Origin of the sequence: Mycobacterium sp. E796, assembly GCF_001672815.1 — a bacterium.
Classification (GTDB): Bacteria; Actinomycetota; Actinomycetes; order Mycobacteriales; family Mycobacteriaceae; genus Mycobacterium.
Genome location: NZ_LZKK01000325.1, coordinates 50,342 through 76,471, shown reverse-complemented (window position 1 = coordinate 76,471; position 26,130 = coordinate 50,342). Strand labels below are relative to the sequence as shown.

General features: G+C 61.6%; 28 protein-coding genes and 1 pseudogene. 8 read left to right on the top strand and 21 right to left on the bottom strand.

The genetic code is table 11. From position 1 onward, the window contains the following. Nucleotides 1-86: 86 nt before the first annotated feature. Nucleotides 87-953 (top strand): oxidoreductase, encoded by an 867-nt coding sequence (locus A5706_RS26195; RefSeq protein ID WP_068137501.1) that lies wholly within the window; start codon nt 87-89, stop codon nt 951-953. Nucleotides 954-1,041: 88 nt separating this feature from the next. Here the strand turns inward: A5706_RS26195 and A5706_RS26190 are convergent, their stop codons facing one another. The 6 genes from A5706_RS26190 to A5706_RS26165 all read right to left on the bottom strand — a co-directional run bounded on the left by A5706_RS26190 (nt 1,042) and on the right by A5706_RS26165 (nt 7,116). After that, entirely contained in the window at nt 1,042-1,767 is a 726-nt protein-coding gene (locus tag A5706_RS26190; RefSeq protein ID WP_082964635.1) for an NUDIX hydrolase, read from the bottom strand. A gap of 99 nt (nt 1,768-1,866) precedes the next feature. Continuing rightward, complete coding sequence (locus A5706_RS26185) at nt 1,867-3,033, bottom strand: thiolase family protein (protein WP_197517985.1); 1,167 nt, start codon at nt 3,031-3,033, stop codon at nt 1,867-1,869. Next, nucleotides 3,030-3,515 carry a Zn-ribbon domain-containing OB-fold protein gene (locus A5706_RS26180; RefSeq protein WP_156767340.1) on the bottom strand — a complete coding sequence of 162 codons (486 nt, stop codon included), beginning with the start codon at nt 3,513-3,515 and terminating at the stop codon, nt 3,030-3,032. The genes A5706_RS26185 and A5706_RS26180 overlap by 4 nt, the downstream gene beginning before the upstream one ends. 494 nt (nt 3,516-4,009) lie before the next feature. Further along, nucleotides 4,010-4,432 carry a hypothetical protein gene (locus A5706_RS26175; RefSeq protein WP_068137499.1) on the bottom strand — a complete coding sequence of 141 codons (423 nt, stop codon included), beginning with the start codon at nt 4,430-4,432 and terminating at the stop codon, nt 4,010-4,012. A gap of 216 nt (nt 4,433-4,648) precedes the next feature. Further along, nucleotides 4,649-5,920, bottom strand: coding sequence for an acyl-CoA dehydrogenase family protein (locus A5706_RS26170; protein WP_068137496.1), 1,272 nt, complete (start codon nt 5,918-5,920; stop codon nt 4,649-4,651). After that, on the bottom strand, nt 5,917-7,116 hold the full coding sequence (locus tag A5706_RS26165; protein ID WP_156767339.1) for an acyl-CoA dehydrogenase family protein: 1,200 nt from the start codon (nt 7,114-7,116) through the stop codon (nt 5,917-5,919). Before A5706_RS26165 ends, A5706_RS26170 begins: the two co-directional genes overlap by 4 nt. Nucleotides 7,117-7,243: 127 nt before the next feature. On the opposite strand from A5706_RS26165, the gene A5706_RS26160 reads away from it, so the two are divergent. From A5706_RS26160 to A5706_RS26135, 6 genes are all read left to right on the top strand, one after another. After that, nucleotides 7,244-8,146, top strand: coding sequence for an enoyl-CoA hydratase (locus A5706_RS26160; RefSeq protein WP_068137490.1), 903 nt, complete (start codon nt 7,244-7,246; stop codon nt 8,144-8,146). Nucleotides 8,147-8,150: 4 nt separating this feature from the next. Further along, nucleotides 8,151-9,176 (top strand): NAD-dependent epimerase/dehydratase family protein, encoded by a 1,026-nt coding sequence (locus tag A5706_RS26155; RefSeq protein WP_068137487.1) that lies wholly within the window; start codon nt 8,151-8,153, stop codon nt 9,174-9,176. An 8-nt stretch (nt 9,177-9,184) separates the two neighbouring features. Then, nucleotides 9,185-10,006, top strand: coding sequence for a mycofactocin-coupled SDR family oxidoreductase (locus A5706_RS26150; protein WP_068137485.1), 822 nt, complete (start codon nt 9,185-9,187; stop codon nt 10,004-10,006). 46 nt (nt 10,007-10,052) lie between these two features. Continuing rightward, a complete protein-coding gene (locus A5706_RS26145; protein ID WP_068137482.1) occupies nt 10,053-10,913 on the top strand; it encodes an NAD(P)-dependent oxidoreductase in 861 nt (286 codons plus the stop codon). A 5-nt stretch (nt 10,914-10,918) separates the two neighbouring features. Next, complete coding sequence (locus A5706_RS26140; protein WP_068137849.1) at nt 10,919-11,317, top strand: carboxymuconolactone decarboxylase family protein; 399 nt, start codon at nt 10,919-10,921, stop codon at nt 11,315-11,317. Between the two features lie 224 nt (nt 11,318-11,541). After that, a complete protein-coding gene (locus tag A5706_RS26135) occupies nt 11,542-12,363 on the top strand; it encodes an SDR family oxidoreductase (RefSeq protein WP_082964631.1) in 822 nt (273 codons plus the stop codon). Nucleotides 12,364-12,435: 72 nt separating this feature from the next. On the opposite strand, the pseudogene A5706_RS34580 reads toward A5706_RS26135, so the two are convergent. The 15 genes and pseudogenes from A5706_RS34580 to A5706_RS26065 form a co-directional block, all read right to left on the bottom strand. Then, nucleotides 12,436-12,617: pseudogene (locus A5706_RS34580) on the bottom strand (IS3 family transposase); the annotation flags it as partial. 76 nt (nt 12,618-12,693) lie between these two features. After that, nucleotides 12,694-13,263 carry a hypothetical protein gene (locus tag A5706_RS26130; protein ID WP_156767338.1) on the bottom strand — a complete coding sequence of 190 codons (570 nt, stop codon included), beginning with the start codon at nt 13,261-13,263 and terminating at the stop codon, nt 12,694-12,696. Nucleotides 13,264-13,314: 51 nt separating this feature from the next. After that, a complete protein-coding gene (locus A5706_RS26125; RefSeq protein ID WP_082964630.1) occupies nt 13,315-13,698 on the bottom strand; it encodes an MmpS family transport accessory protein in 384 nt (127 codons plus the stop codon). Between the two features lie 13 nt (nt 13,699-13,711). After that, a complete protein-coding gene (locus A5706_RS26120; protein WP_156767337.1) occupies nt 13,712-14,185 on the bottom strand; it encodes a hypothetical protein in 474 nt (157 codons plus the stop codon). 22 nt (nt 14,186-14,207) lie between these two features. Further along, on the bottom strand, nt 14,208-14,867 hold the full coding sequence (locus A5706_RS26115) for a hypothetical protein (RefSeq protein ID WP_231985422.1): 660 nt from the start codon (nt 14,865-14,867) through the stop codon (nt 14,208-14,210). 13 nt (nt 14,868-14,880) lie between these two features. Further along, nucleotides 14,881-15,570 carry a hypothetical protein gene (locus A5706_RS26110; RefSeq protein WP_068137471.1) on the bottom strand — a complete coding sequence of 230 codons (690 nt, stop codon included), beginning with the start codon at nt 15,568-15,570 and terminating at the stop codon, nt 14,881-14,883. Nucleotides 15,571-15,621: 51 nt separating this feature from the next. Then, nucleotides 15,622-16,527 (bottom strand): MlaD family protein, encoded by a 906-nt coding sequence (locus A5706_RS26105; RefSeq protein WP_156767354.1) that lies wholly within the window; start codon nt 16,525-16,527, stop codon nt 15,622-15,624. Between the two features lie 38 nt (nt 16,528-16,565). Beyond that, nucleotides 16,566-17,519 carry an MlaD family protein gene (locus tag A5706_RS26100; protein WP_068137828.1) on the bottom strand — a complete coding sequence of 318 codons (954 nt, stop codon included), beginning with the start codon at nt 17,517-17,519 and terminating at the stop codon, nt 16,566-16,568. Between the two features lie 41 nt (nt 17,520-17,560). Then, nucleotides 17,561-18,613: an MlaD family protein gene (locus A5706_RS26095; RefSeq protein WP_068137831.1), complete on the bottom strand. Its 1,053-nt coding sequence runs from the start codon at nt 18,611-18,613 to the stop codon at nt 17,561-17,563. A gap of 47 nt (nt 18,614-18,660) precedes the next feature. Beyond that, the gene (locus A5706_RS26090; RefSeq protein WP_197517984.1) at nt 18,661-19,629 is read right to left on the bottom strand and encodes an MlaD family protein; all 969 of its coding nucleotides are present in this window, start codon (nt 19,627-19,629) and stop codon (nt 18,661-18,663) included. Then, nucleotides 19,617-20,681 (bottom strand): MlaD family protein, encoded by a 1,065-nt coding sequence (locus A5706_RS26085; RefSeq protein ID WP_068137465.1) that lies wholly within the window; start codon nt 20,679-20,681, stop codon nt 19,617-19,619. The genes A5706_RS26090 and A5706_RS26085 overlap by 13 nt, the downstream gene beginning before the upstream one ends. Next, entirely contained in the window at nt 20,678-21,640 is a 963-nt protein-coding gene (locus A5706_RS26080; RefSeq protein WP_231985421.1) for an MCE family protein, read from the bottom strand. Before A5706_RS26080 ends, A5706_RS26085 begins: the two co-directional genes overlap by 4 nt. 93 nt (nt 21,641-21,733) lie before the next feature. Beyond that, the gene (locus A5706_RS26075) at nt 21,734-22,555 is read right to left on the bottom strand and encodes an ABC transporter permease (RefSeq protein ID WP_068137824.1); all 822 of its coding nucleotides are present in this window, start codon (nt 22,553-22,555) and stop codon (nt 21,734-21,736) included. A 47-nt stretch (nt 22,556-22,602) separates the two neighbouring features. Further along, nucleotides 22,603-23,430, bottom strand: a complete 828-nt coding sequence (locus A5706_RS26070) for an ABC transporter permease (RefSeq protein WP_231985428.1) — start codon at nt 23,428-23,430, stop codon at nt 22,603-22,605. Between the two features lie 199 nt (nt 23,431-23,629). Next, complete coding sequence (locus tag A5706_RS26065) at nt 23,630-24,487, bottom strand: mycofactocin-coupled SDR family oxidoreductase (RefSeq protein ID WP_068137460.1); 858 nt, start codon at nt 24,485-24,487, stop codon at nt 23,630-23,632. Nucleotides 24,488-25,189: 702 nt separating this feature from the next. Here A5706_RS26065 and A5706_RS32610 point away from each other — a divergent pair. Next, entirely contained in the window at nt 25,190-25,846 is a 657-nt protein-coding gene (locus A5706_RS32610) for a TetR/AcrR family transcriptional regulator (RefSeq protein WP_082964627.1), read from the top strand. Nucleotides 25,847-26,130 lie beyond the last annotated feature (284 nt).

The window sequence follows — 26,130 nt, the reverse complement described above, 5'->3', positions numbered from 1 at the left end:
AAACGACTTCCGCCCGGAGCATCGAAACCACCGGAAATCAACGGCCCCGTAATTGGACGAAGACTGCCGAAGGGAATACTCGGACCATGACCAACTGGACCGCAGAAGATTTGCCGTCATTCGCGGGACGCACCGTCGTCATCACCGGGGCCAACAGCGGCCTAGGCGCGGTGACGGCTCGCGAATTGGCTCGGGCGGGCGCCAAAGTCATTATGGCCGTGCGCAATACAGATAAGGGCAATGCCGCCGCACAACAGATGAAGGGCGATCTCGTCGTGCGCGAACTCGATCTCCAGGACCTGGCCTCGGTCCGAAAGTTCGCAGACCGTGTGGAAGCGGTCGACGTCCTGGTCAACAACGCGGGCATCATGGCGGTCCCCTACTCGCTGACGATGGATGGCTTCGAAAGCCATATCGGCACAAACCATCTCGGGCATTTCGCGCTAACCAACCTGCTGCTGCCGAAACTCACCGACCGAGTGGTAACGGTCTCCTCGATCACTCATTGGCGCGGGGGCATCGCCCTGGATGACCTCAACTGGAAGAAACGGAAGTACGCCGCCTATCTCGCGTACGGCCAATCTAAACTGGCCAACCTACTGTTCACGAGCGAACTGCAACGCCGACTCCAAGCCGCAGGTTCGCAGCTGCGTTCGATCGCGGCCCACCCCGGGTACTCGCAAACCAACTTGATGAACACTTCCGGGCGCCGCCTCGGCGACGTATTGGCTGCGGCCACTAAGCGGATGTCCACCAGCGCCGATTTCGGTGCTCGGCAGACTTTGTACGCGCTGTCGCAGGATCTGCCGGGCGACACGTTCATCGGTCCCCGATTCGGCATTTTGGGCCCTAGCCAGCCGGTCGGCCGCAGCTCAGCGGCTCGAAATGCCCGGACCGCTGCTGCGCTCTGGGAGTTGTCGGAGCAACTCACGGGAACGAAGTTTCCACTATGAGTTGCTACGTTTGAGGGCCCTAAATTCGATCGGCATCGAAAGTGCGCGATGCAACCTCGGCCCAATCCGCTTGCGTTGGCCGAATTGGTCAAACCCCTTCGTCGCGCTGGTAGCTCCAAGGCCCGTCATCGGCCACATAGAGCCGGTGGCGGGTGCCGGCGAGCTCGGGATCGCCTGCCTCAAATCCTTCGTCGCCGCGCCATAGGCAGACGTAACCGGTCTCTGTGCGGGCCACATGGGTGTCGTAGTGCGCGATCGGAGCGGCGTCGATCGTCGCCCTGGCTTCGGCGACGTTGCGGTATCGCGAAAGTTCGTAAAGTGTCACCCAGGTGGGCGGAAGCAGCACCAGCTTTCCGCGACCGTGTTCGGCGAGCGTGACAGACGGGGACAGCCAGCGATGGTCGATAATCTCACTGCCGTCGACAACGACGTCGGCCGCCGAAGCCGTGCCGAACAGGATCCAGGTGGTGAATCGCTTCGATATCGGGGGACCTGGTATCCAGCGCGATATGACCGACAGTGAATCGCCGTCGAGTTCGAGGCCGGTCTCCTCGCGAGTTTCCCTGACTAGCGCACGGCGGGCGGCGGCGATGCTGGTCATCTTGTCGTCCCCGGCGTCTGCGACGTCCACCTGGCCACCGGGGAATACCCAGGCACCTGGGGCGAAGGACGTTGTGCTCGCGCGCCGCAGCATGAGCACCTCAAGGTCGTCGGCGCCGTCGCGGGCCACCACGACGGTGGCTGCCGGGATCTCCGGGGGGTCAGCCTGGCCGCCGGCGGACTGGTCGAGCGCCGCGATCCCGTCATCGGTCATTTCCGGATTGTCCGCTCAGCAGAAGATCGACGTGGCGCTCGGATTCTTCGGATGGGCCGAGGGCACCTGATCCCGGCGTTGATCGACGCCTGAGCATCGTCATCGATCAACAGTGAGGATCGAGGCACCCGCGAATGAACCGGTGGCATTCGACCAGACGGCGACTTCGGCTCCGGGCACTTGTCGCTCACCGCACTCACCACGAAGTTGCCTGACCGATTCGATGCAGAAGTTGGCCCCGTGGCGACGGCCGACGTTGCAGGCGCCGCCATCTGTGTTGGTAGGGAGTGATCCGCCGGGCCCGGTGTGTCCATCGTTGATGAACTGTGGCGCCTCTCCCCGGCCACAGAACCCAAGAGCCTCAAGCCATTCGAACGTGATGATCGAAAAGCCGTCGTACAGTCCAGCGCAGTCGACGTCCGCGGGCCGCAGATCAGTTCGGGACCATAGGGTTTCACTGCAATGACCGATCGCATTCGAAGTGAAGTCGTCGAGCAGTGCCATGTCGATGTCGGCTACGGCGGACATCGCCCACGAGTCGACCAGGACGGCGGGCTTACTGCATTGTCTGGCGCGCTCGGGAGTGGTGAATATGACCGCGGATGCGGAATCCACCGGGTAGTCGCAATCGAGGAGTCGCACCGGTTTGCTGACGTAGCGGGACGCCAGATACTCGTCGGCGTCAAGCGGCTCGCTGAACAGCGCTTCGGGGTTTCGCATCGCGTGGCTGCGCTGGACGACGGCGTGCCGGGCGAAATCGTCTTCCGTGGCGCCGAATTCGCTCATATATCGCTGCATTTGCAGGCCCCCGATGAACGCCGCCGGAAGGCTACCACCGAACGGCGCGGTCCACTGTTGTTGGCCGCCGACGCGGGTAGGACCGTCGGCGGGGCCGCCCGCCGTGATCGCGGCTATCGGATGGTCCCCGGCGCGTGGCTGACGAATGACACGCAGGGCCAGAGCGGTATGGCACGAGCCGGAAGCGATTGCGCCCATGGCCATCACCGCCGTCTCGGCGAATGACGGTCCGTAGAGGCTGGAGGTGAAAAACCAATTGAGCGGCAAGATGCCAAGCAGGGATCCGATCGACATTGAAACACCGCCGGTTGTCGAGATCCCATCGATGTCGCCCCGCTTCAAACCCGCGTCGTCAAGTGCGGCCGTGACGGCTTGTGTCACGAGTTGATCGTCCGAGAACGGAAGCATACGACCGGTTTCGGAATACCCGACGCCGGCGACCGCCACGCGATGTTGCATGGTGCTCATCGCGCGACGACCTCGAACAGTGGCAGCGTGCAGCCCGGTGCGACTTCACGGAATGTCACGGCCAGTGGTTGCCCGATCCGGAGTTCGTCTCCAGTGCAGTCGACGAGGTTGGTCGCGAATCGCAGCGGTTCTTGCTCAACGAGGTTGACAGTGGCGAAGATGTACGGTTGGTGGGCCGCGAAGTATGGGTCATACGCCTTGCGGGGTTCCGTCCAGGTGACGAGCGTGGCGTTGCCCGACACGCGCTCGGGTTCCAGTTTTGTGCTCAGGCAGCTTCGGCAGACCTCCTTGGGCGGGTGCAGATATGTCGCGCATGCCTGACAACGCAGGATCAGCAGTTCGTGGCGATCCACGCCGCTCCAGAAGAATTCGGTCACGCTGTCGGGCTTGGGCATGGGCGGATAGAGCACTTGATCGCTCACGATTGCACCCTCCTGTTGCATGGTTTCGCTGAGGCGGCCACGGATCGGCCGGATTTTCAAATCTACATAACTAAGTCAGGGCGAGGGAACTGCACCCATTGTTGACCGTTTGCTCACGACACCGGAAGGGCGGGCGTGTACCGGTCCCATACGCCGTCTCTGCATACCATCGGTATGCCGTCAAGCGATTGGGCCACCCCTCCCCCGGAACAGAGGGCCCCGAAATCTCGCACCCCGACGATGCCGGGAACCGGCACCCACTTCGCCGTTGTCGGGTTGCGGTAGGTGGCGTAGCAGATAAAAGTATTTCCGCTCGCGTCGAGCCCGAAGGCATAGAGCCTGCTCGCTTGGCACTCCGCACCTGCGACTGCATCGGTCCTCAGGTGTTCGACACAGCTCGCTCCATCACATGGCGCGGCTGGCGCCGTGGCGGGATTGAATGAAAGCAGGACCCCGGCCATAACCCCGGCGACAGCAATTACGCTCATCGAGCGGCATACGAATCGCTTTCTCATATCATCCGCCTGCAGTAGGAGTGACCGGGGTTGCGACGCTCAGCTCGCGCCGGGCGGAGACATGGGCGGCATCCACCTGGGGATCTCACCTTTGTAATATTTCCTACCCGTGCAAGTTGTTTCGCCCTTATCGGCAATGGCTTCGCAGAGCATGCTTCCACGGGTGAAGATTCGGACGATCACCCACTTGTAGCGCACTGGCGATGGCCACGTCACGCGAATCGTGGTGTCGGCGCTGTAAGCGTCAGGCACTGCCGCGTTCATTCGCCACGGCAGCGGAATATTCTGCACAGCGACTTGGCCCACGCCGTCGGTGTACTCGGCGTCCACCGCGGTGAGTGAGGGGGACTGCGACAGTACCTCGTACGTCACTGAGTCATCGGCGCGAGCCGTCGCAGGAGCTCCCAGCGCCGCCGAGCAGCCCGTGAGCAGCGCGATCACCACTCTCAAGCCGCGAATCATGGAGTTCTGTTCCTCGGGGGCTTCGGTTCGATATTCAGTATGAGGCCTGGGGTTCGCGGCACCATCGGCTTAATCTTTTCCGCTCGGTCACCGGCCACAATCCATATCCGCCGGGGCATGAGCGTTCCCTCCGCGGCAGGCGTCGCGGCGACTTTCCCAATGAACTTAAGAAAGGCGGTCGCGAGTGGCGGAGTCTGCGCGCCTCTGCCGGTCATGTCAGCCGGCCGTCCACTTTCGGGCGTCGCGGATGACGTCCTTGAACGGCTTTTCGTTGTCGTAGCTCGGCTCGCGGGGCAGGCCAAGAACGCGTTCGCTGATGATGTTGCGCTGGATCTGGTTGCTGCCGCCCGCAATTGCAAACTGTCGCCCGTAGACATAGTTGTTGGCGGCCTTCTCGCCTGGCGAACCGGCCCCGCGCCAGGCGATGGCATTGCGCCCGGCGATCTGCATGCCGGCAATGGCGCGGTCAGGCCCGCGGGTGCCAATCGACAGCTTGATCAGCGCAGACGTGGCGGGGTTGGCCGATCCCCGCATGAGGCGAGCCGTAACGCGACGTGTGAGCGCTTCGTGAACCCAGTCTTTGCTGCGCTGGGCTGCGATTATCGGACCAATCCTGCGCCCGCGAGCCGTTTCGCTGCCGGACGGAGCGCTGGTCAGCGCCAACTCGATGAGATCGGAAGCCTGCTTGTTGCGGGACTCCGGGGTAGAGCGGGACAGGTCGATGTGTCCGGCTCCGCGTTCGAACATGAGCATCGAGTTTGCGACCTTCCAGCCGTCGTTCACCGACCCGATGATCATGTCGTCGCCGACCACGACATCGTCGAGGAACTCTTCACAGAACTCCTCGCTGCCGTTGACCTGACGGACTGGACGCACCGTGACGCGCTCATCATGCAACGGCACCTTGAACCAGGTGAGCCCGCGATGTTTAGGCACATTCGGGTCCGTGCGCGCCAAACAGATCCCGTAGTCGGCGTGGACTGCGCCAGAGGACCAGAGTTTAGTGCCCTGCAGGACCCACTTGTCGCCGTCGCGACGGGCCTGGGTGCGAATTCCGGCAAGGTCGGACCCCGCGTCTGGCTCGGACAACAACTGAACCCAGATGTCCTCACCGCGCAGGATGCGCGGTGTCCACTCGCGCTTTTGTTCCTCGGTGGCATTGTGCAGCAGCGTCGGCAGGACGACCCGCATTGTGACGATCGAGGCGATACCGGCCGGCAGTGGCACGTCATAGCCGGCGGACTCGTCAACCCATATCTGTTGATGAGCGTCGCCTAGCCCCTGACCGCCATACTCGGACGGGATGTTGATGCCCAGATAACCCGCGTCGTACACCCTTTTTTGCAGGGTTCGGCCAGCGGCGACTTCCTCGGCGGTCACCTCGTTCGGGATCCCTCCGTCGGATTCGGCCGTGCGTCGCGAGAGATTCGCCGACAACCACTCTCGCATCGCGGCGCGGTACTGATCGAGTTCGTTGACCTCGCTCACAGCGCACACACCTCACAGATTCGCTCGTAGTGCCAGGCTTTTTCACACCACATACTCGTGGTGGTCCGGATTCGCCGCATGTACAGATGGAGGTCGTGCTCCCACGTGAAGCCGATTCCGCCGTGCACCTGCAGGCACTCCTGGGCAATCTGCGTGGCGTGCTCATCGACATACGCTGCGGTCATGGACGCGATTTCGGCGGCATCGCCAGCGCCGCGGTCGACTACCCGCGCGGCCTCCGCTGTGGCGGCTTTACAGCTCTCGAGGTAAAGCATCTGGTCGGCCATGACGTGTTTGAGCGCCTGGAACGACCCGATCGGGCGGCCGAAGGCGATGCGGTCCTTGGCGTACTCAACCGTCATCGAGAACATCTCGTCGAGCGCGCCCACGGTTTCCGCGCATGCCAGCACCACAGCGATCTGGAGCTGACGCTCCAGGTTCTCGGTTCCGGCGGTTTCGGCCGCACCCAGGACGGTCGCGGCCGGCAGGCGCACATCGTCGAACGACACCTCCGCGATGCGACGCGAAAGGTCATAGCATGTCAGCGCTTCGACGCCGAGACCGGCCGTCTCGGTCGGCACGATGATCTGCACCGGCTCGCCGTCACACCGACCGGCCGCGAGCAGGTAGTCGGACGACTGTGCTTCCGGGACAAAGCCGCGCAAGCCTCGAAGCACGATCTGCTCGCCATCCCGCGACACCTCGAGGCTCGCTCCCGCATCCCAATCCCCCACAGAATCGAACGGGGCCCACGTCGCCACGACGTCGGCGGTAGCGATCTTCGGCAGCAGATCTTCGCGTTGCGCGTCGGTGCCGAACTCCGAGATCGCGGCGCCGACAACGTTCATTGTTATGAACGGCCCGGGCTGCAGGTAGCGCCCCACCGAGTCGGCGATGGTCGTCAGGTCGACGAGCGGGCGACCAGTCATGCTTCCGCCGCCGTATTTCTCGCCGATCAGCATTGAGTACCAGCCCAGGTCGGCTGTTCGCGACAACCACGTTCTGTCGTAGCCCATCGGGTCGTCATGGAGCATTCGGGTCGCCGACACCGGCAGCTGATCCTCGATGAACTGCCTGGTGGTCTGATGCAGCATCCGCTGCTCTTCGGTCAGGTCCTCGTCGTCCATCTGCGCGTCCCTCGTGTCCGTCGTCGACGCCGCACGAGTCCACGACAGCGGCGAAGTGGCTTGCTCCACACGTCTGAGACGGTAAAGTTATGCCGCGTAGATAATAGCCGACGAATGACCAGCGATTCGCCCGACGGCAGCCAGATATTCATCCGGGCACACATGAAGCTGAACGGAACCGGAAAGAGGGACGGCCATGGCCGATTACAAGTACCTGCTCGTGGAGCGCCATGACGGCGGGCGAGTGGTGCGCATTCTGCTCAATCGACCGGAAACCCGGAACGCCCAGAACCGTGGCCTGCTGGTCGAGCTCGACGACGCATTCATGGCGGCCGAAGCCGACGACGACGTACGGGTGATCATTCTCGGCGGCACCGGAAAGATGTTCTCTGCCGGTCACGACGTCATGTCGCCCGAAGCGCAACAGGAGTACCTTCCCGGGCCGAATCAGCACCCGTCGTGGAAGGTCAACGGGGGCACCCGAAAGGGCGCGGAAAGCCTGATGTTGCAAGAGTGGCACTACTTCTTTCAGAACACGCTGCGGTGGCGCAACCTTCGCAAGATCACCGTCGCCCAAGTCCACGGCAAGGTTTACTCCGCCGGGCTCATGTTGATGTGGGCATGTGATCTGATCGTCGCCGCCGATAACACGGAATTCGCCGACGTCGTCGGCACCCGGATGGGCATGTGCGGCATGGAGTATTTCGCCCACCCCTGGGAATTCGGCCCGCGCAAGACCAAGGAGTTGATGCTTACCGGCGACTCGTTATCGGCGAATGACGCATTCGCACTTGGCATGGTGGCGAAGGTCTTTCCCGCCGACGAACTCAGTGACAAGACGCTGGATTTCGCGCGGCGGGTCGCCGAAGTGCCGACGGTCGCGGCGCTGCTCGTCAAGGAGTCGGTCAATCAAACCGTCGACAATATGGGCTTTCACAACTCGCTCAACGCGTGCTTCTCACTGCATGAACTCAACCACGCGCACTGGGCCCAAGTGCATGACGACGGTAACCCGATGGCCAAGCCCGAGGATGGCGTGCCCGAGTGGGGCAAGACGCCACCCGTGGTGCTGGCGCAGCGGGACAAGGTCAGAGACTGAAACGGTGGCCGACAAACTCCTGCGGGTCGCCGTCACCGGACCGACCGGAACATTCGGATTCGGTCTCATCCCGCTCCTCGAGGCAGATGACCGCATCGGCGAGATCATTGGCCTTGCCCGGAGCCCCTTCGACCCCGCCGAGCACGGCTGGTCGAAGATGACCTACCGACCGGGCGATGTGCGCAACCCCGCCGAGTTGGCGGCGGCGTTCGACGGCGCGGACGTCGTTGTGCACCTGGCCTTCGCGATCACCGCTTCACCGAAGGATTCCACCACCTACGCCATCAACGTCGACGGTACTTTGAACACGTTCAAGGCAGCCGCGGCCGCGGGCGCGAAGCGCTTTGTGTTCGCTTCGACGATCTCCGCGATCGGATTCGATCCCGACATGCCTTACGGGGTCACCGAGGAATGGGCGCCCAGGCCGATCAGATACTTCGACTACGCGCGCCAGAAAGCCGACCTCGAAAGCGCCCTCACCGAACTCGAAGCCGACAACCCGGGCATCGATCTCTACTTGCTCCGCACGCCGGGCGTCATGGGTCCCCACCTTACCGGGCATAAGAGCAGCGGCCGGGGCTTGCGGCGGCTGCGGGGCTTCATCGACCGCAACCGCCGGCTGCCTGTCCGTATCCCAATGCCCGTGCCGCGCTTCCAAACTCAAGCAATTCACGAGGAGGACGTGGGGTCGGCTTTCGTGCAGTGCATCCTGGGCGCCGGCGCCCCCGGTGTGTACCACATCTGTAGCGACGGCGTGATCAGCAGCGAGGACATCGCTCGCATCTTCGGCTTTCGCCCGGTCCCGTTCGGGAAAGACCTGTTCTACCGTGCGATGAGCCGAATTGCCGCCGCCACCCGATTCCGGTTCGTCCCGGATTTCGCCGCGGTCGCCGAGCTGTACAGCGTGCCGCTCATCATGGACTCCACCAAGGCGAAACAGGAGCTCGGCTGGACACCCAAATGGACCGTGATCGACACCTACGTCGACACCCTGGTAGACAAACCCACCACCACGAGCACCGGTAGTTAGGCTCCCCCATGGTGGACCGCAGCGGCGACGGCCGCCTCGAAGGACGCGTAGCGCTGGTGACGGGAGCGGCGCGCGGCCAAGGCCGCTCGCACGCCATCGCCCTGGCCCGCCTCGGCGCGGCGATCGTCGCGCTGGACGTACCGGGCGCGATGAACAGCGTCAAATACCCGCTCGCGAGCCGCGAGGACCTCGCAGAGACGTGCGCACTGGTCACCGAGGCCGGCGGTGTGTGCGTGCCGGTGGAGGCCGATGTGCGTGACCCCGCCGCCGTCGATGCTGCGGTGCAAACCGCCGTGGCCGACCTGGGAAGCCTCGACGTGCTCGTCGCCAACGCCGGAATCGTTTCGCGGCCGACCAAGCTCTGGGAGATCACGGACACGATGTGGGCCGAACTGGTGGGGACAAATCTCACCGGCGTGTTCCACTGCCTGCGCGCCGCCGTAAAACCGATGCGCCAGAAGGGTTTCGGCCGCATCGTCGTCACGTCATCAATGGGCGGACGCATGGGCCTTCCCGACATCAGTGCGTATAACGCCACCAAGTGGGGCGTCATCGGCATGGCCAAGTCGCTTGCTCTCGAGGTGGCGAAGGAAGGTATCACCGTCAACGTGGTGTGCCCATGCACAGTGGCCACCCCGATGGCGATACCGGTTGGGAAGGTCCCCGACGAGGCGATCGTGCAGCGCGCTACCCGGGTCAACCCGATCCCCGAGCCATGGCTCGAAGCCGAGGACGTCACGCGAGCGGTCGTACACCTTGTCACCGACCCGGGCGTGCTGACCGGCGTCGTGATGGAGATCGGGCTTGGCTCCAGTGCGCGGCTCCATTGAGGGGCGTCAGCGCAACTATGAAACTCAAACGGCGGCAGCCCATCCGATGAGCACTCCTGCGCTGGGCTTTATCGGCCTCGGGAATCTGGGCGCACCCATGGCCAGGAGGTTGGCCAACTGGCCCGGGGGGCTGACCGTCTTCGACGTGCGCACCGAGGCGATGGCACCGCTCGAAGAGGCAGGTGCCGCAGTCGCCCACAGCGTCGCGGGCGTCGCCGCAGCCGACGTCATCAGCATCGCCGTGGTCAGCGACGAACAGGTACGTGAGATCGTCGGCGAGCTCGCCGCGCACATCAAGCCTGGCACCGTCATAGCCGTCCACTCCACCATCAGTCAGCACACCATCCCTGAGCTCGCTGATCAGTTGCGACCCAACGGTATTCACCTCATTGATGCTCCGGTCTCCGGCAGCAGCGGCGGAGCGGCGACGGGCTCGCTGGCCGTCATGGTGGGCGCCGAGCGCGACGTGTTCGAGCGGGTCAAGCCCGTGTTCGAGCAGTTCGGATCGCTGATCGTCCATGCGGGTGGGCCCGGCGCAGGCACCCGAATGAAGCTGGCGCGAAACATGGTCATCTACATTTCCTATGCAGGGGTCGGCGAGGCGCTGCGGCTAGCTGAGGCGGGCGGCATTGACCTGCTGCAGCTAGGGCGGGTGATTCGGCACACCGATGCCCTGACCGGCGGACCGGGCGCCATCATCATGCGCGACGATACGGCTCCACTTGCCCCAGGGAACGACCTGCACGACCTCTTCGTCCACACCCGAAACCTGGGTGAGAAGGATCTCGGTCTGGCACTGGCCCTGGGCGCGGAATTGGGGATTGACCTGCCGATGGCAGCGACCGCCCTAGAGAATCTGGGGCCCAGACTCGGTGTGCCACATGCAGATTCCAATGCCGGGGAGTGACGCCCATGGATGACGTGCGCCAAAAGGGTCTGGCGAAGATGAACGCGGTGTACGGCTGGGATATGCCGGACATGCCCGGCGATTACTTCGCGCTGACCGTAGACCACCTCTTCGCGAACATCTGGAGTAGGCCGGGACTCTCGATGCGCGACAGGCGCCTCATGGTCCTGACGGTGGTCACCGCTCTCGGCAGCTCCGACTTGACCGAGACCCAGGTCAATGCAGCGTTGGCCAACGGCGAACTGTCCGAGCAGGAGCTCCGGGAGATAGCAATCTTTCTGACGCACTATCTCGGATTCCCGTTGGGATCCCGACTCGAGGGCGTCATCACCGCAGTCGTCAACAAGCGCGACGCCAGCTCGTCCTCGAACAGACCTTCACCCATCACGCCCAAGGATGGGTAGCTAAGCCGTGGCGAGTTATCAGCAAAGTCGGGAAGCCGCGTACGGTTCGGCGGGGGGCACGCGTAGGAACGGACAACGGACAATCCCCCCGCGCTATGTCAGCATCGTTCGGCGGAAGCGTTCTTGCAAGCAATTCGAATTTCGCCTTTGGATATTCGCCCCATTAACTGCCCAAAGCAGCATGCGCGGAGTGTTCTAGAACGGAGGGGCCGTTGAATCATCCAGTGAGTGTGATCACCGGCGGCGCCGGGGGTATGGGACTCGCCGCAGGCAAAATCCTCGGGCGAGACCATTCGATCGTCATCAGCGACGTTGATCAGAAGGCCCTTGACGCGGCGGCAACCCAACTCGACGCCATCGGCATCCCATGTACGACCGTGGTGTGCGACGTTACGGACATCGAGTCCGTGGCGCAATTGGTCAGCGCTGCAACGGCGCTCGGGGCCGTTAAGTCGGTCATCCATACCGCGGGCCTGAGCCCTAGCATGGCCACACATGAGAAGATCATCAGGGTCAACGCCCTCGGTACGGTGCACGTGAACGAGGCTTTCTACGCGATCGCCGGTGAAGGCTTTGCGATTGTGAACGTCGCGTCCGTGGCTGCCAACGTGCTCCCTAAAATCCTGATTCCCACACGAGGGTTCAAAGTCGCGCTCCGGGATGAGGACGCGTTCATCAGGAAAATGACAGCAGTCTGCAAGATCATTCCGATGGGGTACGCCATCAGCAAGAATTTCGTAACGTGGTATTGCGCGTCGCAGGCGGAGCGCTTCGGCCGGCGTGGCGCGAGAATCCTATCGGTGTCTCCGGGCAGCATCGATACCGCGATGGGCCGACTGGAGGAGAAAGCCGGATCGGGCGCCATGGTGGAGTTCGGCGCATTGAAGCGATTCGGCCGGCCCGAGGAGGTCGCAGAATTGCTGGCATTCTGCGCCAGCGACAAGGCCAGTTACCTCACTGGGGTCGACATTCCCTGCGACGGCGGGGTTCTCGCAACGATCAAGCTGAGGGACGTAGTGACCCTGGCCCGATTCGCGTTGGCCTAGCGGCGGAGCGCAAGACCTGCCGCCGCCTGAATCACCCCGATCCTCGTGTCGTACCGACATTTCATGCAAGGAGTGCGCGCCGACTTTTCCGTCGGCCCGGCCGACCATTGCGCTGCAGGCTAATTCGGGCACGTTGTCACACCGCTGTACCGCTGGTTGGGTACCGCGGGAGGTGGCCACGCGGTCGAGTTCGTCGATGAGGTGATCACTGGTGATGTTGCGCTTCACGATGCGCCGAGAAATTCGCGGGTGTGCGGCCGGCTCCGCGATGAACCACCTGACTTGTAGTGAACTATCGCAGAGCGCGGGCGGCCTGGTGGCCGAGCTTCATCACGGCGGGCAGGTCCCGTAACTGTTGCAGACGTAGGAATCCCGGTCGTTCCACGCTTTGAACCACGTACCGTTCGGTGTCGTCAGGAACTTGAATTCGCCGTGTTCGCAGTAGGTATTCCCTTCTGGAGTGACCGCACACGTCGTCTCTCCGGCGCCCGGTGTGGCGTAGTTGACGTAGCTGCCCGGCGGCAGCGGACGCTGCGCTTGGCCGCCGGGAAATTGGATGGCCGCCGTCCAACCGTGGTGTACCGAGCGGTTCCCGTTGAACCAGGCGATGTGTCGTTCTCCGGGAGGCATCCCCGGGATGTCACCGGTACAGCCGAAGCTCCCCCACGTCCATATGCCGCAATTGAGGCCGGTGGGCGACAGGAACCAGACGCCGGAACTGTTGGGTATGAAGAAATCTTCGGCGGGCAGTTTGGTGTACCACGCCGTGATGGTGTCTACAGCCGGGAACGGCGATATCGACGGGTCAGGGGCCGGGTCAGCGTGTCCGGGGATGGCAGTGCAGAGACCTAACGCGATCGCGGACCCGATCGCCGTCAGCCATCGACGGCGCAGTGGCATCGTACGCATCCTTTCCTCTGAATGACGTTACGGCTCAGCCGTTGATCATCGTTACGAGTTGTTGAAGCCTGTGGTGCCATAACAGGACGCGTCCCCCACATCGAGGGTGTTGGTGCAGCGGACTGTGTTTCCGAAGTAGACGCGTACCGTCACCCACCTGTTCGGCGCTGCTGCGGGGCGCCAATCAGCGCGGATTTCGGCGACGTGGGTTCCCATGCTGGCCGGGTTGTCCAGCATCACCGTGGTCCGCCACGGCAACGGCACATTCCGCAGAGCTTGGCGCGCATGTCCGTCGAAGAACTCGACATTCGCCGACCCGATGGCAGCTGATACCACTTCGTAGGTGACGGATACTGCGGCGTTAGCGGCGGGGGCCGTCGACAGCCCGGAGGCGGTGGCGATCGCCGTGACAACGACCGCGTGACGGCGACTCATCGAATTTCCCCCATCACGGGCCGGCCAACACCACTGCGGTCAACCAGTAGCCGGTTCGCTCGTTTTGCTGCATGTTTGCGCCGATATCGGCGAAGGTGCAATCCGGAATCTTGTTGTAGCCCTGCAAGATAAGCGCCTTGATCGAGTCAGCATCGGACGTCGACGCCCCCTGCAGCAGACTGGCCTTGCTGCCGCCATAGCCAAGAATCTTCAGGCCCGTCAGTGGGTCATATAGCGGCGTTTGCGTCGCCCGGTGCTCCATGTAGTCCTGGGTCGACTGGTTGATCTTGGCCGCGACCTGATCGACGACCGGATTGGGACGAAGCGCTCCGCATGACGTTCCGGCACGGGCCTGTGCTACCGCGGACAACAAGTTTTCTGTGGCGTCGGCATGCGCCGCGGGAGCCGGTGCGTAACCGATGGCGAGAAGCGCCATGCTTGCGATGACCGACGGGATCCGCCGCCGGCGCCCGCCGCCGAGTCTCATCGTTGAACTCTCCGTACGCACTTCACCAGCACACATGGGATCGGTTGATCTGGCTGCCCGCGCGCTTGACAAATTGCACCGACGGACCGGTAAACCAATCGGGCTGGTGGGCCTTAATGCCGTCGTTGACATTACCCAGGCTCTGCCACAAGGAGTAGAAATTCTGCGCTTGGAATAGCGGCAGGTAAATGTCGCCCACATAGTCGTGGTCGATGGTGAACGCCTGCACGCGAGGGGTGATGAACTCCATCGATCGATCAATGTTCCCGGTGACGATGTCGACTTGCTGTTGAATGGGTCCGATACTGTAGTCCGAGTCGGTACCTGAACCGATTCGGACGCCCGGTCCGTCCTGCTGGATCCTATTGAACTGCAGCCGGTCGATCTGATCTCTCAATATTTCGTATTGGGCGGTGTACCACTGGCACAGTTCACGTTCGGCGGTGATGTCCGCGTCGGTGACGCGATCGCGTGTCTTGTCGTAAGGAAACGGGAACTTCGGAACCCAGTTCGTGGGATGGACAACGACGACCGGCAGCGGACGGATCAGCTGGTCATCGGAAGGCATCTCCCCACCGGACACCGGGTCGGCCCCTGCGGTCGCACAGGTCGCCAAGGCGATTGGCATCGCGGCCACGGAGGCGACCAACGAGGCCGTCACCCGACGTAGAGCCATCATCATCGGCGCGCTCCTTCTATCGTCCCTCTACCGCCGCGCCGATCCCGCCGACATCGGTGATCTGCCAATCTTTATTGCTGTCAATGGTCACGCTGTAGGTAGCGGTGGATTGCAGCGGGTCTGGCCCCTGCGCCGTCTTCGTCGTTACGCTGACAAATGCGTCGACGACATAGGCGCCACCAACCTCCGATCGCACTTTGGCCGTCAGCGGTCGCGCCGTCGAATCCCATTGCAGCGGAATGAGAATCTGCTCCATCTGGTCTGCCGCCCCGCCCAGCCTTTTCTTGAGTTCGGGACTGGTTCCCGCGACGAGCTTGTCCTTCCAGGCGGGAAGATCTTTGAAGTTCATGGCCGCGGCGTTCTTGGCGTAGTCGAGGGCAATCTGTTCGGCACGCTTGGTGTTCGCCGCTTGCCGGGCTTGCTCGGCCAGTTCGCGTTTGGCGCCGAAGTACAACCACGTCATCACACCGATGCCTGCAACGAGGGTGGCGATCAACCCGGCAACGAGCAGCGTGCGAACCGAAATAGACGCCTGCAGTCGCGTGCGCTTGGCCTTAGGCTCATCCGCCGCGATGGTCGGCCCCTCGCCATTCTTCGATGTGTCCTGCTTCGACGCATCAGTTGTTTCCGCCTCGCGCTCATCGGTCTCCTGATCGACGGACTCGGGCGCGGAGCGTTCTTCGTCGTCTGTCTTCTTATCGGTCATCATTGAACTTCTGAACTTCCATCTCCGTTATTCACCTGGTGGTCAAGGGTTTTAGGGAATACTGACGTTCAACGTGATGGTGCCGTCGGCAGGCACCGATTCGAGAACGTTCGACAACATCTGACCGGTGTCGAAGTTCATCAGTGAGCCAGCAATCCCCTGAAGATGGGGCAGAAGTGCTTGGCCAAGCACTTTGATGTCACCGCCGCGGTCGTCCAGAAGCTTCTGGATCCGGTCGATCAGACGGTTGACCGTGTCATAGATGGCGACTCCACCCAGTGGCCTGTCGATTTCTAGGCCCGAGAACAGGACTCCGGCGGACAGGCCGATGGTTCGAAATCCGGGTGTGATGTCGGCAATCCACGGGCCGACCCAGCTCGCGTTCTGCAGCAGCGCCTGGAAGTTGTCGAGTAGTATCCGACCGCGGCCGTTCATGTCCGCGGCGACGTTTCTTAGCAGCATCGCCGTCCGAGAAAGGTTGGGCAGCACGGTATCTGGTTGCGGCAGCCCGGTGTCGAGTTCGTTAACGACCCGCTTGAGCGCTTGTGGATCGGCCTGGTTGAGGAGTCGGGTGACGCTGACGGCTAGCTCCGAAATCGACGGTGGTTGCACGATCCTCTGCGTGGCGATGCGCTGGCCGTCGCGCAGCATCGGGCCGTGGTCGACCCGCGGAACCAATCCGATGTAGGGCTCACCAAGTGCTGAGAGGTTTTCGAGTCGCACTTCGCTGTCCACGGGGACTTGGTAGCGGCCGTCGATGTAGAAGTCGATGGTCGCCTCTTGCAAGGACGAGTGGATACCCGTCACTTTGCCGACCGGGACCCCTCGGAGCAGGACATTCGAATCGAGCAGGATTCCGTTGATATCGGCGACCTGCATCGAAAGGTTCGTCCGGTCCGCCGGTGGCGCGACCCGGACACCGAGCGACCAGATATAGCCCACCCCAAGAATGATCATCGCCGCGAACGCGACGAACGTGGCGAAATCTCGTATTCTCACGGCGCCGCGCCCAACATCCGTAACACATCCATCACATTGCCCGACAACTCGCGACCGTCAGGGCCGACGATCGAGGTGATGTTGATCGCCGGGTATTTGTCCTCCGGTAGGAATGTGTCGGTAAACAGCTTGCGCCACGCGGGCCCCTCGTCCTCGAAAGCCCATTTGGAACGTCGTAGCGCGTCGGTCGACTGGACGAATGATTGCAGAAATGGCGCCAGCCAGTATCCGCCGGTGTAGACGCTGCCGATCGATGGGAAGAGTTTGCCGAGGTAGTCGGACGTCTGCATGGCGCGGTCGAAGCCCCGCATGCCTCTCGGCGAGAACCAATACTGCGCGGACGAAAGCCGGTCGTGCAGGATGGTGCCGGTTCCGGACACGCCATGCAGAAAATAGTCGACGACATCTATGTTGTCGGACAGATCCCTCAAATCGGCGGTTACCTGCGAAGCCAAGTTGCGAAGTTCGGGCTCCGGCGGGGTGACCCGGTTGATGCCGATGATCGTGTTCTGCAGACGTTGGATGGCGCCGCTCGAGACGAAGTCGGCGAGATGTGCCAGCGTGTCTTCCAGTTGGGGCGGAGACCTGGTTTGCCCCAGCATGATTGTGCCGCCCGGAGCCAACGGTGGTGCTGCGGGTTGATCATCAGGTGGATCGAGGCTCAGATAGATGTCACCGAGAACGGTGGCTTGCTCAAGTGCCGCACGAGTATTCGACGGAATGGAGACGTCGGGGTCGATCTTTGCGGTGACGTCCACCTGCCGGCTCGTGACCTTCACGTCGGTGACGGTCCCGACCTCACTACCATCCATCACCACTTTCGCGTGGTTGGGCAGGTTGAGGACGTTCTCGAATTGGAGGACGATGTTGTACCCGCCGTTGTAGCTCTTGCCGGGCTGGGGCAACGAATTGACGTTGAGTGCGGTGCATCCCGACGCGGTGATGGACATGGCCACGGCGGCGACCGCGGCGATCGAGCACAGTCGGCGGTTCATCGGTGCGCCGCTTGAGTCAACACGTACTGCAACAGTGCAACGTCGACGGCGTAGGGCGTCCCCTGGACATTGGCGCAGCTGCCTGGCGCGCTTGCGTTCATGATGTTGCACATCCCGACTCCGTCGGGCGTGCGGATGCGGTACATGGGGGGCCGGTACCTGATGACGTGGCGAGCTGCATGCGCGTTGAAGTAATTGGCTGCCGTATTGATCCACCACGGTATGGGGTTGAGAAGGTTGGCCAGCCGGGGAGCGTGGGCGGCTAGTTTCCGCAGGGCCATTGCGGTCTCGTCCAGGGTGATCTGCATCGGTTCGCCGAGCGTGATTTCGATATCCGACGCCATTTTGAAGAGGTACAAGGTGCCGAACAGCTGTTGGCCGACCGGTTCGACCACCCTGATGATGTCGGGCATGGTTTTCTGCAAGTCCAGCATGATTTGCTTAATCGGCCCGCTCAGTTCCCGGACGAAGGTCGTCAGCTGACCGAGGTTGACGATGACGGATGCCATCGAACTGATCGCTTGGTCGGGGCTGTCCAGTACCGCCGCCGTGTTGGTCATCAGTTGGTTGAACTGCGGACCGGTGCCATGCAGGGCCTGATCGAGTCCACGAACGGCAGCGGCGACGTTGGTCGAACCCTCGGGGCTTATCGAATTAAGCAGTTTGGCGGTCGAGCCCACCACCTGCGACAGGCTCTTGGGGGTGAAGGAGCGATCCAGCGGGATGCACCCACCGGGGGCGAGTTCTGGAGCCGATCCGGGGTTGCCGACCAACTCGAGAGACCGATCGGCGAGCAGTGATGTCGCCCGGATGACGGCCTTGACGTCGGCAGGCAGCCGACGGGGCTGGGTCACCGTAAAGTGCACCCGAACATCGGAGTTTCCCGGCGTGACCGATTTGACCTTGCCGATCGGATAGCCCATCTGGGTGACCGGATTACCTGCGTAAAGCCCCACAGCGTCGGGCATGATTGCGCAGTAGTCGGCGCTGGCGTCGTTCGGCGACGAACCACACGAGCCGACCGTCGACACCACCACGACGGCCGTCATCGCGACAAGGACGATCCGACGAAAGCGGCGCGACTTCGGCCAGGCCATCAGCACGGACTCCCCGGCATCGGCACACAAAGGTCGGTGGCTAATAAGTCCGGCGGTGCGTTCTGAGCGTCGAACACCCGTTGGAACTTGTTCTCGATGAGCCGTAGTGAACGGATCACCACGCCGTTGTGCTCCGACCACATCCGCGCGGTCTCAAGGTAATGCCGCACCTTTTCCATGAAGTCGGCACGATGGTCACGGTAAAAGTATGCGAGCGGAGAAAGCTGACCCAGAACGTCGGCGAATGCAGTGATTCCGTCGCCGAATTTCTTGCCGTAGATCACGAGTGTCTGAATGACGATCGAAATCTTGCGGACCAGAGTCCTGATTCCGTCGTTGTAGCCGTTCAGCGCGTCAACGTACTCGTTGGAGAAGTTGAGGATGGCCGTGAGTTGACCGCGCTGTTTTTGGATCGTCGACACCAGGCTGTTGCCCGCGTCGATCACTGAGGAGAGCACCTCGGCGTTGTCCCCGCTGAGCCCAGTCTGGAGTTGATCCAGTGACTCCTTGAGCGGGTTGCCTCGGAGCTTGTCAGTGATCTTCGTACTATCGGCGAGGATGGTCATTAAGCTGTAAGGCATTTTCACGCGCTCCAGCGGAATGGCCTTAGAGCCCAACGGTTTGTCACCCAACGGCACAAGGTTCACGTAGTAACCGCCGACAGCGGTGAGCATGCGGACCTCGACTTGAGACTGATCGCCGACGAACGCGTAGCCGTCGACCTTTGCCCGCACTCGCACCCGGTTGGATTCCAACGCAAGGTCAGATACTTTGCCGACGTTGATGCCTGCGATCCGAACAAGGTCACCGGAATGCAGCGACGCGGCGTCGTCGGTATAGAAGGTGACGATCTTCTGACCCGGAGGACTGATGTACAACCAGGCGGCAACGAGCGACACCACGGTGGCCAGCACCAGTGCGCCGGCACCCCACACGGTAGGGTTACGCAGCAGTTTCAGCGGTTGCATAGCACCACCCTTTGTCCGTTCAAAAGGACATCCATCTGCTCTGGAAGCTGAAAACGACCCCGAGAGCACGGCAGTGGGTCATTAGGTGCCGACGGCGGTCCGATGTTCTCCCACATGACCGGCACGAGTTTGAACGCATCCATGAATTGATCGATGTTTCCAAATAGCCGGTCCATCCCCTGGTTGATGTTGGTTACGTTGGTATCCAATGCCACGTTGGGGTTTTGATAGATAAAGCTTTCCGCGCTGTTGCCCCGTACCGGGAATCCGATGTTGGTCAGAACAGCCGTTAACGGCTTCAAGAAATCGGTGCTGTAGAGCTCGGTCTTTCGGAATTCGTCTAGCACCCCCAGCACCCCGTCCAGAGGCCGGTTGATCCACTCCAGCATCTGAATCATGTCGGGTGATTTGCCGCCCATCGCGTCGGCGACGGCGGAGAGGTTACGCATCAGGACTGCGATAACTTGCTGGCGATCCGACACGAAACGAGTGAGAGTATCGATGCTTTTCAGCATGGGTCCAAGTCCGTCGCCGTCGCCGGCCAGAAAAGACGCAGCGTTCTGGGTGAATCGGTTGACCTCCTCGGGACTGAGCGTCGCAAGTACGGGTTGCAGCCCATTGAACAACCTGGTGACGTCGAACGACGGCGACGTCATCGCCAGGGGCACGTGTTTGATCAGGTCGGCTTCCGTGTACGACTCCGACGAATTAACCACGTCGAGGTACCGCGAACCCGTCAGAGACTGATACTTGACGGCGAGCCTTGTGTTCGACACGAGGCCGTAGCGGTTCTCGAGCGTAAACGTGACTCCGGCGACGCTTTGGCCGTCGTGGCGCTCCAAATCGATGGACCGGACTTTCCCTGCGGGGACTCCGCGGACGCGAACGTCGGCCCCGGTGTACAACCCGGACACGTCGGTGAACTCAGCAGTATAGGAGCGCACAGACGGCGCCACAGGCCTGGTGATGGCGCTCGCGAGCAGAAGGAGGCCGCCGACCGCCACAACAGCGGTTAACGCGAGTCGCCATATCGCGGCAATGGGTTTCATCAGGGGCCTCCCATGGCATCGACGGGAGCGGCGATGCCGGGAAGTTTGTCAAGGACGATCCGAACTCGGAGTGCCCGCTGCTCAGGGGTCCCCCCGTACAGGTTCTCGAAGCGGTGACGGAGTTCGACCAGCGTGTCGCCGACGCCCTCGGGGCGCAGCAACGGGCCGGTCGTGTCCATGATCGCCTGGAAACCGTTAATCAACGGCAGCAGGTCACCGACATGCGACGACTCGACTTTTCCGATCGATCCGAAAATTCCGTCGACAATGGCATTCCAGTGAGGGACTCCCCATTCCTTGTACCACTGCTTGTCGCTAAGGTCACCCATGCCTTCGTGCATCCAGTTATTATCTCCATGCGTGACGGCGTCGCCTGAATCCGTGATCGCATTGAGTAGACCAGGAAAAGTCACGCTGATACCCGTCGCGTTGGCCAGGAGCCGCTTGGTTGGCACCGTCTGCACCTTCGCCAGCGTATTGGTTGCGATGAACACTGTTTCGATCAGCGGATTCAGCGCATCGGTATATCTGGTGATCCGGTCGATGACGGTGACAAATTCCGGTGTGATCACCCTGTTGGAGAGCTCGCCAAAACGAGTGAGCATTGTCTGGAGCGTGTAATTTCCTCTGGGTACCGCATGTATGAGTAGACCATTCCGGAGCGCTTGACCACCGGCCCCCGGGATTATATTGATTCCGCTGACGCCGAAATAGTTGATGGGCCGAAAATCAATCTGCATTGCATCAGTCAAACCCGCGCTGGGCGACTTGTGTAAATTGACGCCCAGCCGGATGCGCCCGCCGGCAGTGCTGGAAATCTCTGTGACTTTCCCGAGCTCGACGCCATGCATGACCACGGGGGTGCCTTCGATGATGCCCTGAGCGATATAGGGCGAATCGATCGAAATCGAGAGCTGATCTTTGGGTTGACCCTGGAACGGCTTTAGGATGACCAACGTCAAGCCGATAGTTGCTACGACAGCCAACGCCGCGCCGATAGTTGTCAGTGTTCGCGTCTCGGATTCGGCCGAAGTCTGGAGTAGCAAAATTACCACCTAGCCTTTAAAGACGAACACTGGCTGGATGCCCCACAGTAACACGGTCAATGTGAAATCCATCACCATGAGCATGACCATGCTCGCGCGCACCGCGCGGCCCGATGCAGAACCCACACCCTCGGGGCCGCCAGCGGCGAAATATCCGTAGTAGCAATGGATTAACGTCACCGAGGCACAGAACACAGCGACTTTGATCACCGAGTACGTAAGGTCCCTGGGCGTCAGGAACTCGATGAAGTAATGGTTAAACGTGCCGGCGTGCTGGCCGTAGAACTTGACGACGACTGTGTCCATTACGACGAACGTTGCGATCAGCGTCAACGCGTATCCGGGGATCACGCATGCCATAGCGCCGATCAATCGTGTGCCAACTACGAAGGGTATTGGTCGGACTCCTATCGATTCGACGGCATCAATTTCTTCGCCGATCCGCATAGCGCCGATCTCAGCTGTCATCCGGCAACCCGTTTGTGCTGCGAACGCGATACCCCCCACGAGCGGAGCAATTTCCCGAACGCATCCCACCCCGGAGATCAATCCTGAAAGCGCACCGAACCCGATCTGATTCAAGATCGAGAGCGCCTCGATGGCGAGCGAAGCACCGAGGGCGATTCCAAGAAGCAGCAATACACTTATCACGCCGCCGTCCACTATTATCGAGCCTCGACCCCACGCAAGACTGTTGACTTGCCGGAATGTTTCTCGTGAATATTTGCGGCCTGTGAGCGGTAGCAACCAAAGAGTCTGGCCGATGAATAGTGCTACCTGCCCGACTTGCCGAAAGAATCTAAGGGGCGGAGACGAGGCGACTGTAACCAGACGAGTGGTCCAATGCGCGGAAGGTACGGCCCGAGTGTAGGAAATCACTAGGCCACCTCCATCGGAAAAAACATTGTCTGCAATTGCGTTATCGCAAGATTTGCAAAAACGATGCAGATAACGTTGAGGACTACGGATGAATTCACGGCATCGGCAACACCACGGGGTCCACCCTTTGCCTCCATTCCACGAAGCGACGAAATTATCACAACAATCGCGGCAAAGACGAGAGTCTTACCCAAGGCAAACCAAACGTCGACCATTTTTGCGAACGCTCCAAATGACAACCAGAAACTACCTGGTGTTACTTGGGTGAAATTGACGGACATGATGAATGCTGTCGCGGTGCCCGACACCATGATCAACACACCCAAGATAGGAGCGATTGCGAGCAGGGCAAAGAACCGAGGGACTACCAGACGGCGGGCTGGGTCAATACCCAATACTCGCATTGCGTCGAGTTCCTCACGGATCTCCTGTGCTCCGAGTTCCGAGGCAATAGCCGACGCGGCAGCGCCACCCATCAGCAGGCCTGCAGTGATAGGCGCGCCCTGGCGAATCACGCCCACCCCGCTTGCCGCTCCGAGCAGCGAGGTCGCCCCTAATTGGTTGACGAGGCCAGACGTCACTACCGTTACCAAGGCCCCGAACGGAATGGCCATCAGCAGTGCACTGACCGAGGTCACTTTGAATAACGTCCATGCCTGTACGAACGCCTCGCCGAGAGGGAGCTTCAGGGAGATGGCGTCGATTACCGCGTAGCGCACCACGTCCACGAACAATTGCAAGCCACGGCCGGTTGTGGCCGCGCTACGCAGCGGAATCCCAACCACCCGCAACCCCGCTCGGCGCGTACCAACGAAAGCCAGAGACAACGGTCGCTGCAGCCGGTGGCCGGTGATCCCGGCGGTCACGTCTGAGCGGACAGCGTTCGCGGTTTGGGGCGCGGCTGCGACCGCGTCGACGTGCTGCTGCGTCACTGCCCTCCCCTGCCCCCTACCTGCCCTGATCGGCCCACATGAGGTGTGTGAAGATGCTAATCCGTGGATCCCGACCAGGCGGCATGTTGGAGAATTAGGTGCCGACGGGACGGTTGGCCTTGAGCATCGACCCGGCATCGACGCGAATGTTCTGTCCGGTAATGAAGCGCGAGTCGTCGCTGGCAAGGAAGGCGACGAGGTTGGACATGTCTTCCGGCTGAATGAATGGAATTGGCATGGCCTGCATCATGGTGAACGCGGGAATCGCATCCTCCCTGCCGGGGTTTTCCAAGTCTGGCCGGAACGCTTTGTACACGGTCTCGTGATTCAGCAGTTGGGTGTCGCAGTTGGTGGGGTGAATGCAATTGATGCGGATGAATTTGGGGGCCAGGTGCAGCGCTAGCACCTCGGTGTATTGGGCGAGGATCCGCTTCGACCACGCGTAGGCGGCTCCGCCGAAGCCGAGCGCCGGGTTGTCCACGAGCCCAGGAATCATGCCGGCCGTCGACCCGGTGATGATGATGGAGGCACCCTCGTTCAGGTGTGGAAATACCACGGCCATCGTGTGGTGCACGCCGAAGAGATCAATGTCAACACCATCGATCCACGACTGCCCGAGGTATTCGTCGTACATCGACTGCACGCCTGCGTTGGCACACACGATGTCGAGCCGACCGAATTGGTCAACGCCCGCCCTGACCGCTTCGGCGAGCTGCTCTCGCGATCGGACGTCGCCGACACGGGCGACGATGCGACCCCCGCGATCCTCAACCTCCTTGACCGTCTGTTCAAGTTCCTCTTTCGAGGCCATCGGGTAGGGAACACTGGGGACCGGTTCGCAGATGTCGACCGCGATGATGTTGGCGCCCTCTTCGGCAAGGCGGATGGCATGGGAGCGTCCCTGCCCATGCCCTGCGCCGGTGATAAACGCAACTTTGCCTTTAAGGCGCATCAGTTCTCTCCCACTACGATTCACTCCGAACGTTCGCGACCGACACTTTTCCTAAGATAACTAGAAAAGTCAAGGGAGCGCAATGGCCGCCGGCGGCACCCGCCGAAGTGCCAGAGGGCTTGACTGGGCGGGCGATAGAAACGTCGCCTCTGCGGTTGACATCCCTCATCGAACGTAGGTCGAGATGGGGCATCAGGCCAGTTGGGACCGCCCAATACAGTCGCACTGATTGGATTTGGCAAGCGCCTGCACGGACGATGGATCACAGTCCAGGTCGACCTGCGGCGGCTACAGCGCCGAAACACGGCTGGAAGACACGCGATCGCACCAGACCACCGTCGGAGAGGCCCCGGTGCGCACTTCCACGGCCCAGGCCGGCTACTGAGCGAGCTTGCAGCCTTGGGCAACTTCGCAGCGACGCAACCGAATTCGATGTTCACCGATGCGTGAGCTACCCCCGCTCTGCGTATCAGCGGAATACTTTGCCGAGTTCGGCGAGGATGATAAGAGCACGGGCGTCGGCCTCGGCAGCGAAGATGTTCCCGTACAGCGTTGCGGGTCGATGGTCGCCTCGACGACGGGATGCGGCCAATGGGCTCCTAGGGCCGCGTGCACGCGCGCTACGTGGTCGACGTGCGATACTTGGCTGTCGTTAGAAATTGCGGGAAAGTTTGACCTCTGGTCAGGAGGGCTGATCACAGCATGGCGCGACCAAGCCGCAAACGCGGCGCAGCCTCAAACCGTGCGTCGTCCGAGCCAGGACAGCCCGCCTCTTTAGGACGGCCGCCGGTAATCAGCCTCGACGACATATTGGAGACGGCAACCAAACTCGCCGGTCAAGTCGGCGTCGGGGCGCTGACCATGAGTATGCTCGCCGAAAGTCTGGGCGTTACTGCCGCCGCGCTCTACCACTACATCCGCAATAGGGAAGCCCTCGTTGCGCTAGTGGTTGATGCCGCTTTGAACCGAGTCAAGGAACCGCCGCCTGGACCGTGGGATCTCCGGCTACGAACGTTTGAGCGGTCAGTGCGGAAGGAGCTGAGACGCATACGATTAATGCTCCCGGAGACCTTCGAAGCCGGAAAACCCCGTGCTGCATACCAACGTCTATTCGAGACAGGCGTCAAGATACTTTCTGAAACGGGTGCCGGTACGCAAGAAGTGATGCTTGCATATGCAACCGTCGCCGCGTTCATGACAGGTCAGCTTTGGTTCGACAATTCGACGCAAAACGCGGCGAGCGGAGAAGCCACGTATTTCAGTGTGTCGGGCGCCGAGGGTGTGTTCGATAGCGACGACCTGTTTGAGTATGGTCTAGCGACAGTCATTGACGGCGTCCGCAAACGCTTAGTCCCCTAGCCGCAGCGATCTATTGTCACTGGCTCGACGAGCGGGCAATCGCCAGAGCGGCAACGTGGTGGCGTTCAACTTCGAAGCTGCCAGGACATTACGTCACCTGGGGCGGACTTGCGCCGGCGGCGCCACCGAGCACCCGCAACCTCACCGCTAACCGTTTTCATCGAGGAGATACGGCCCGCGGTCTGCGATGCTCAAGCTGCGCGAGGGCGGCCGTCTAAATGCCGGAATGCATAAGCGGCGAAGACGTTGCGGCACACCACGTTAGGCGGTCAGGTCACCGCTTC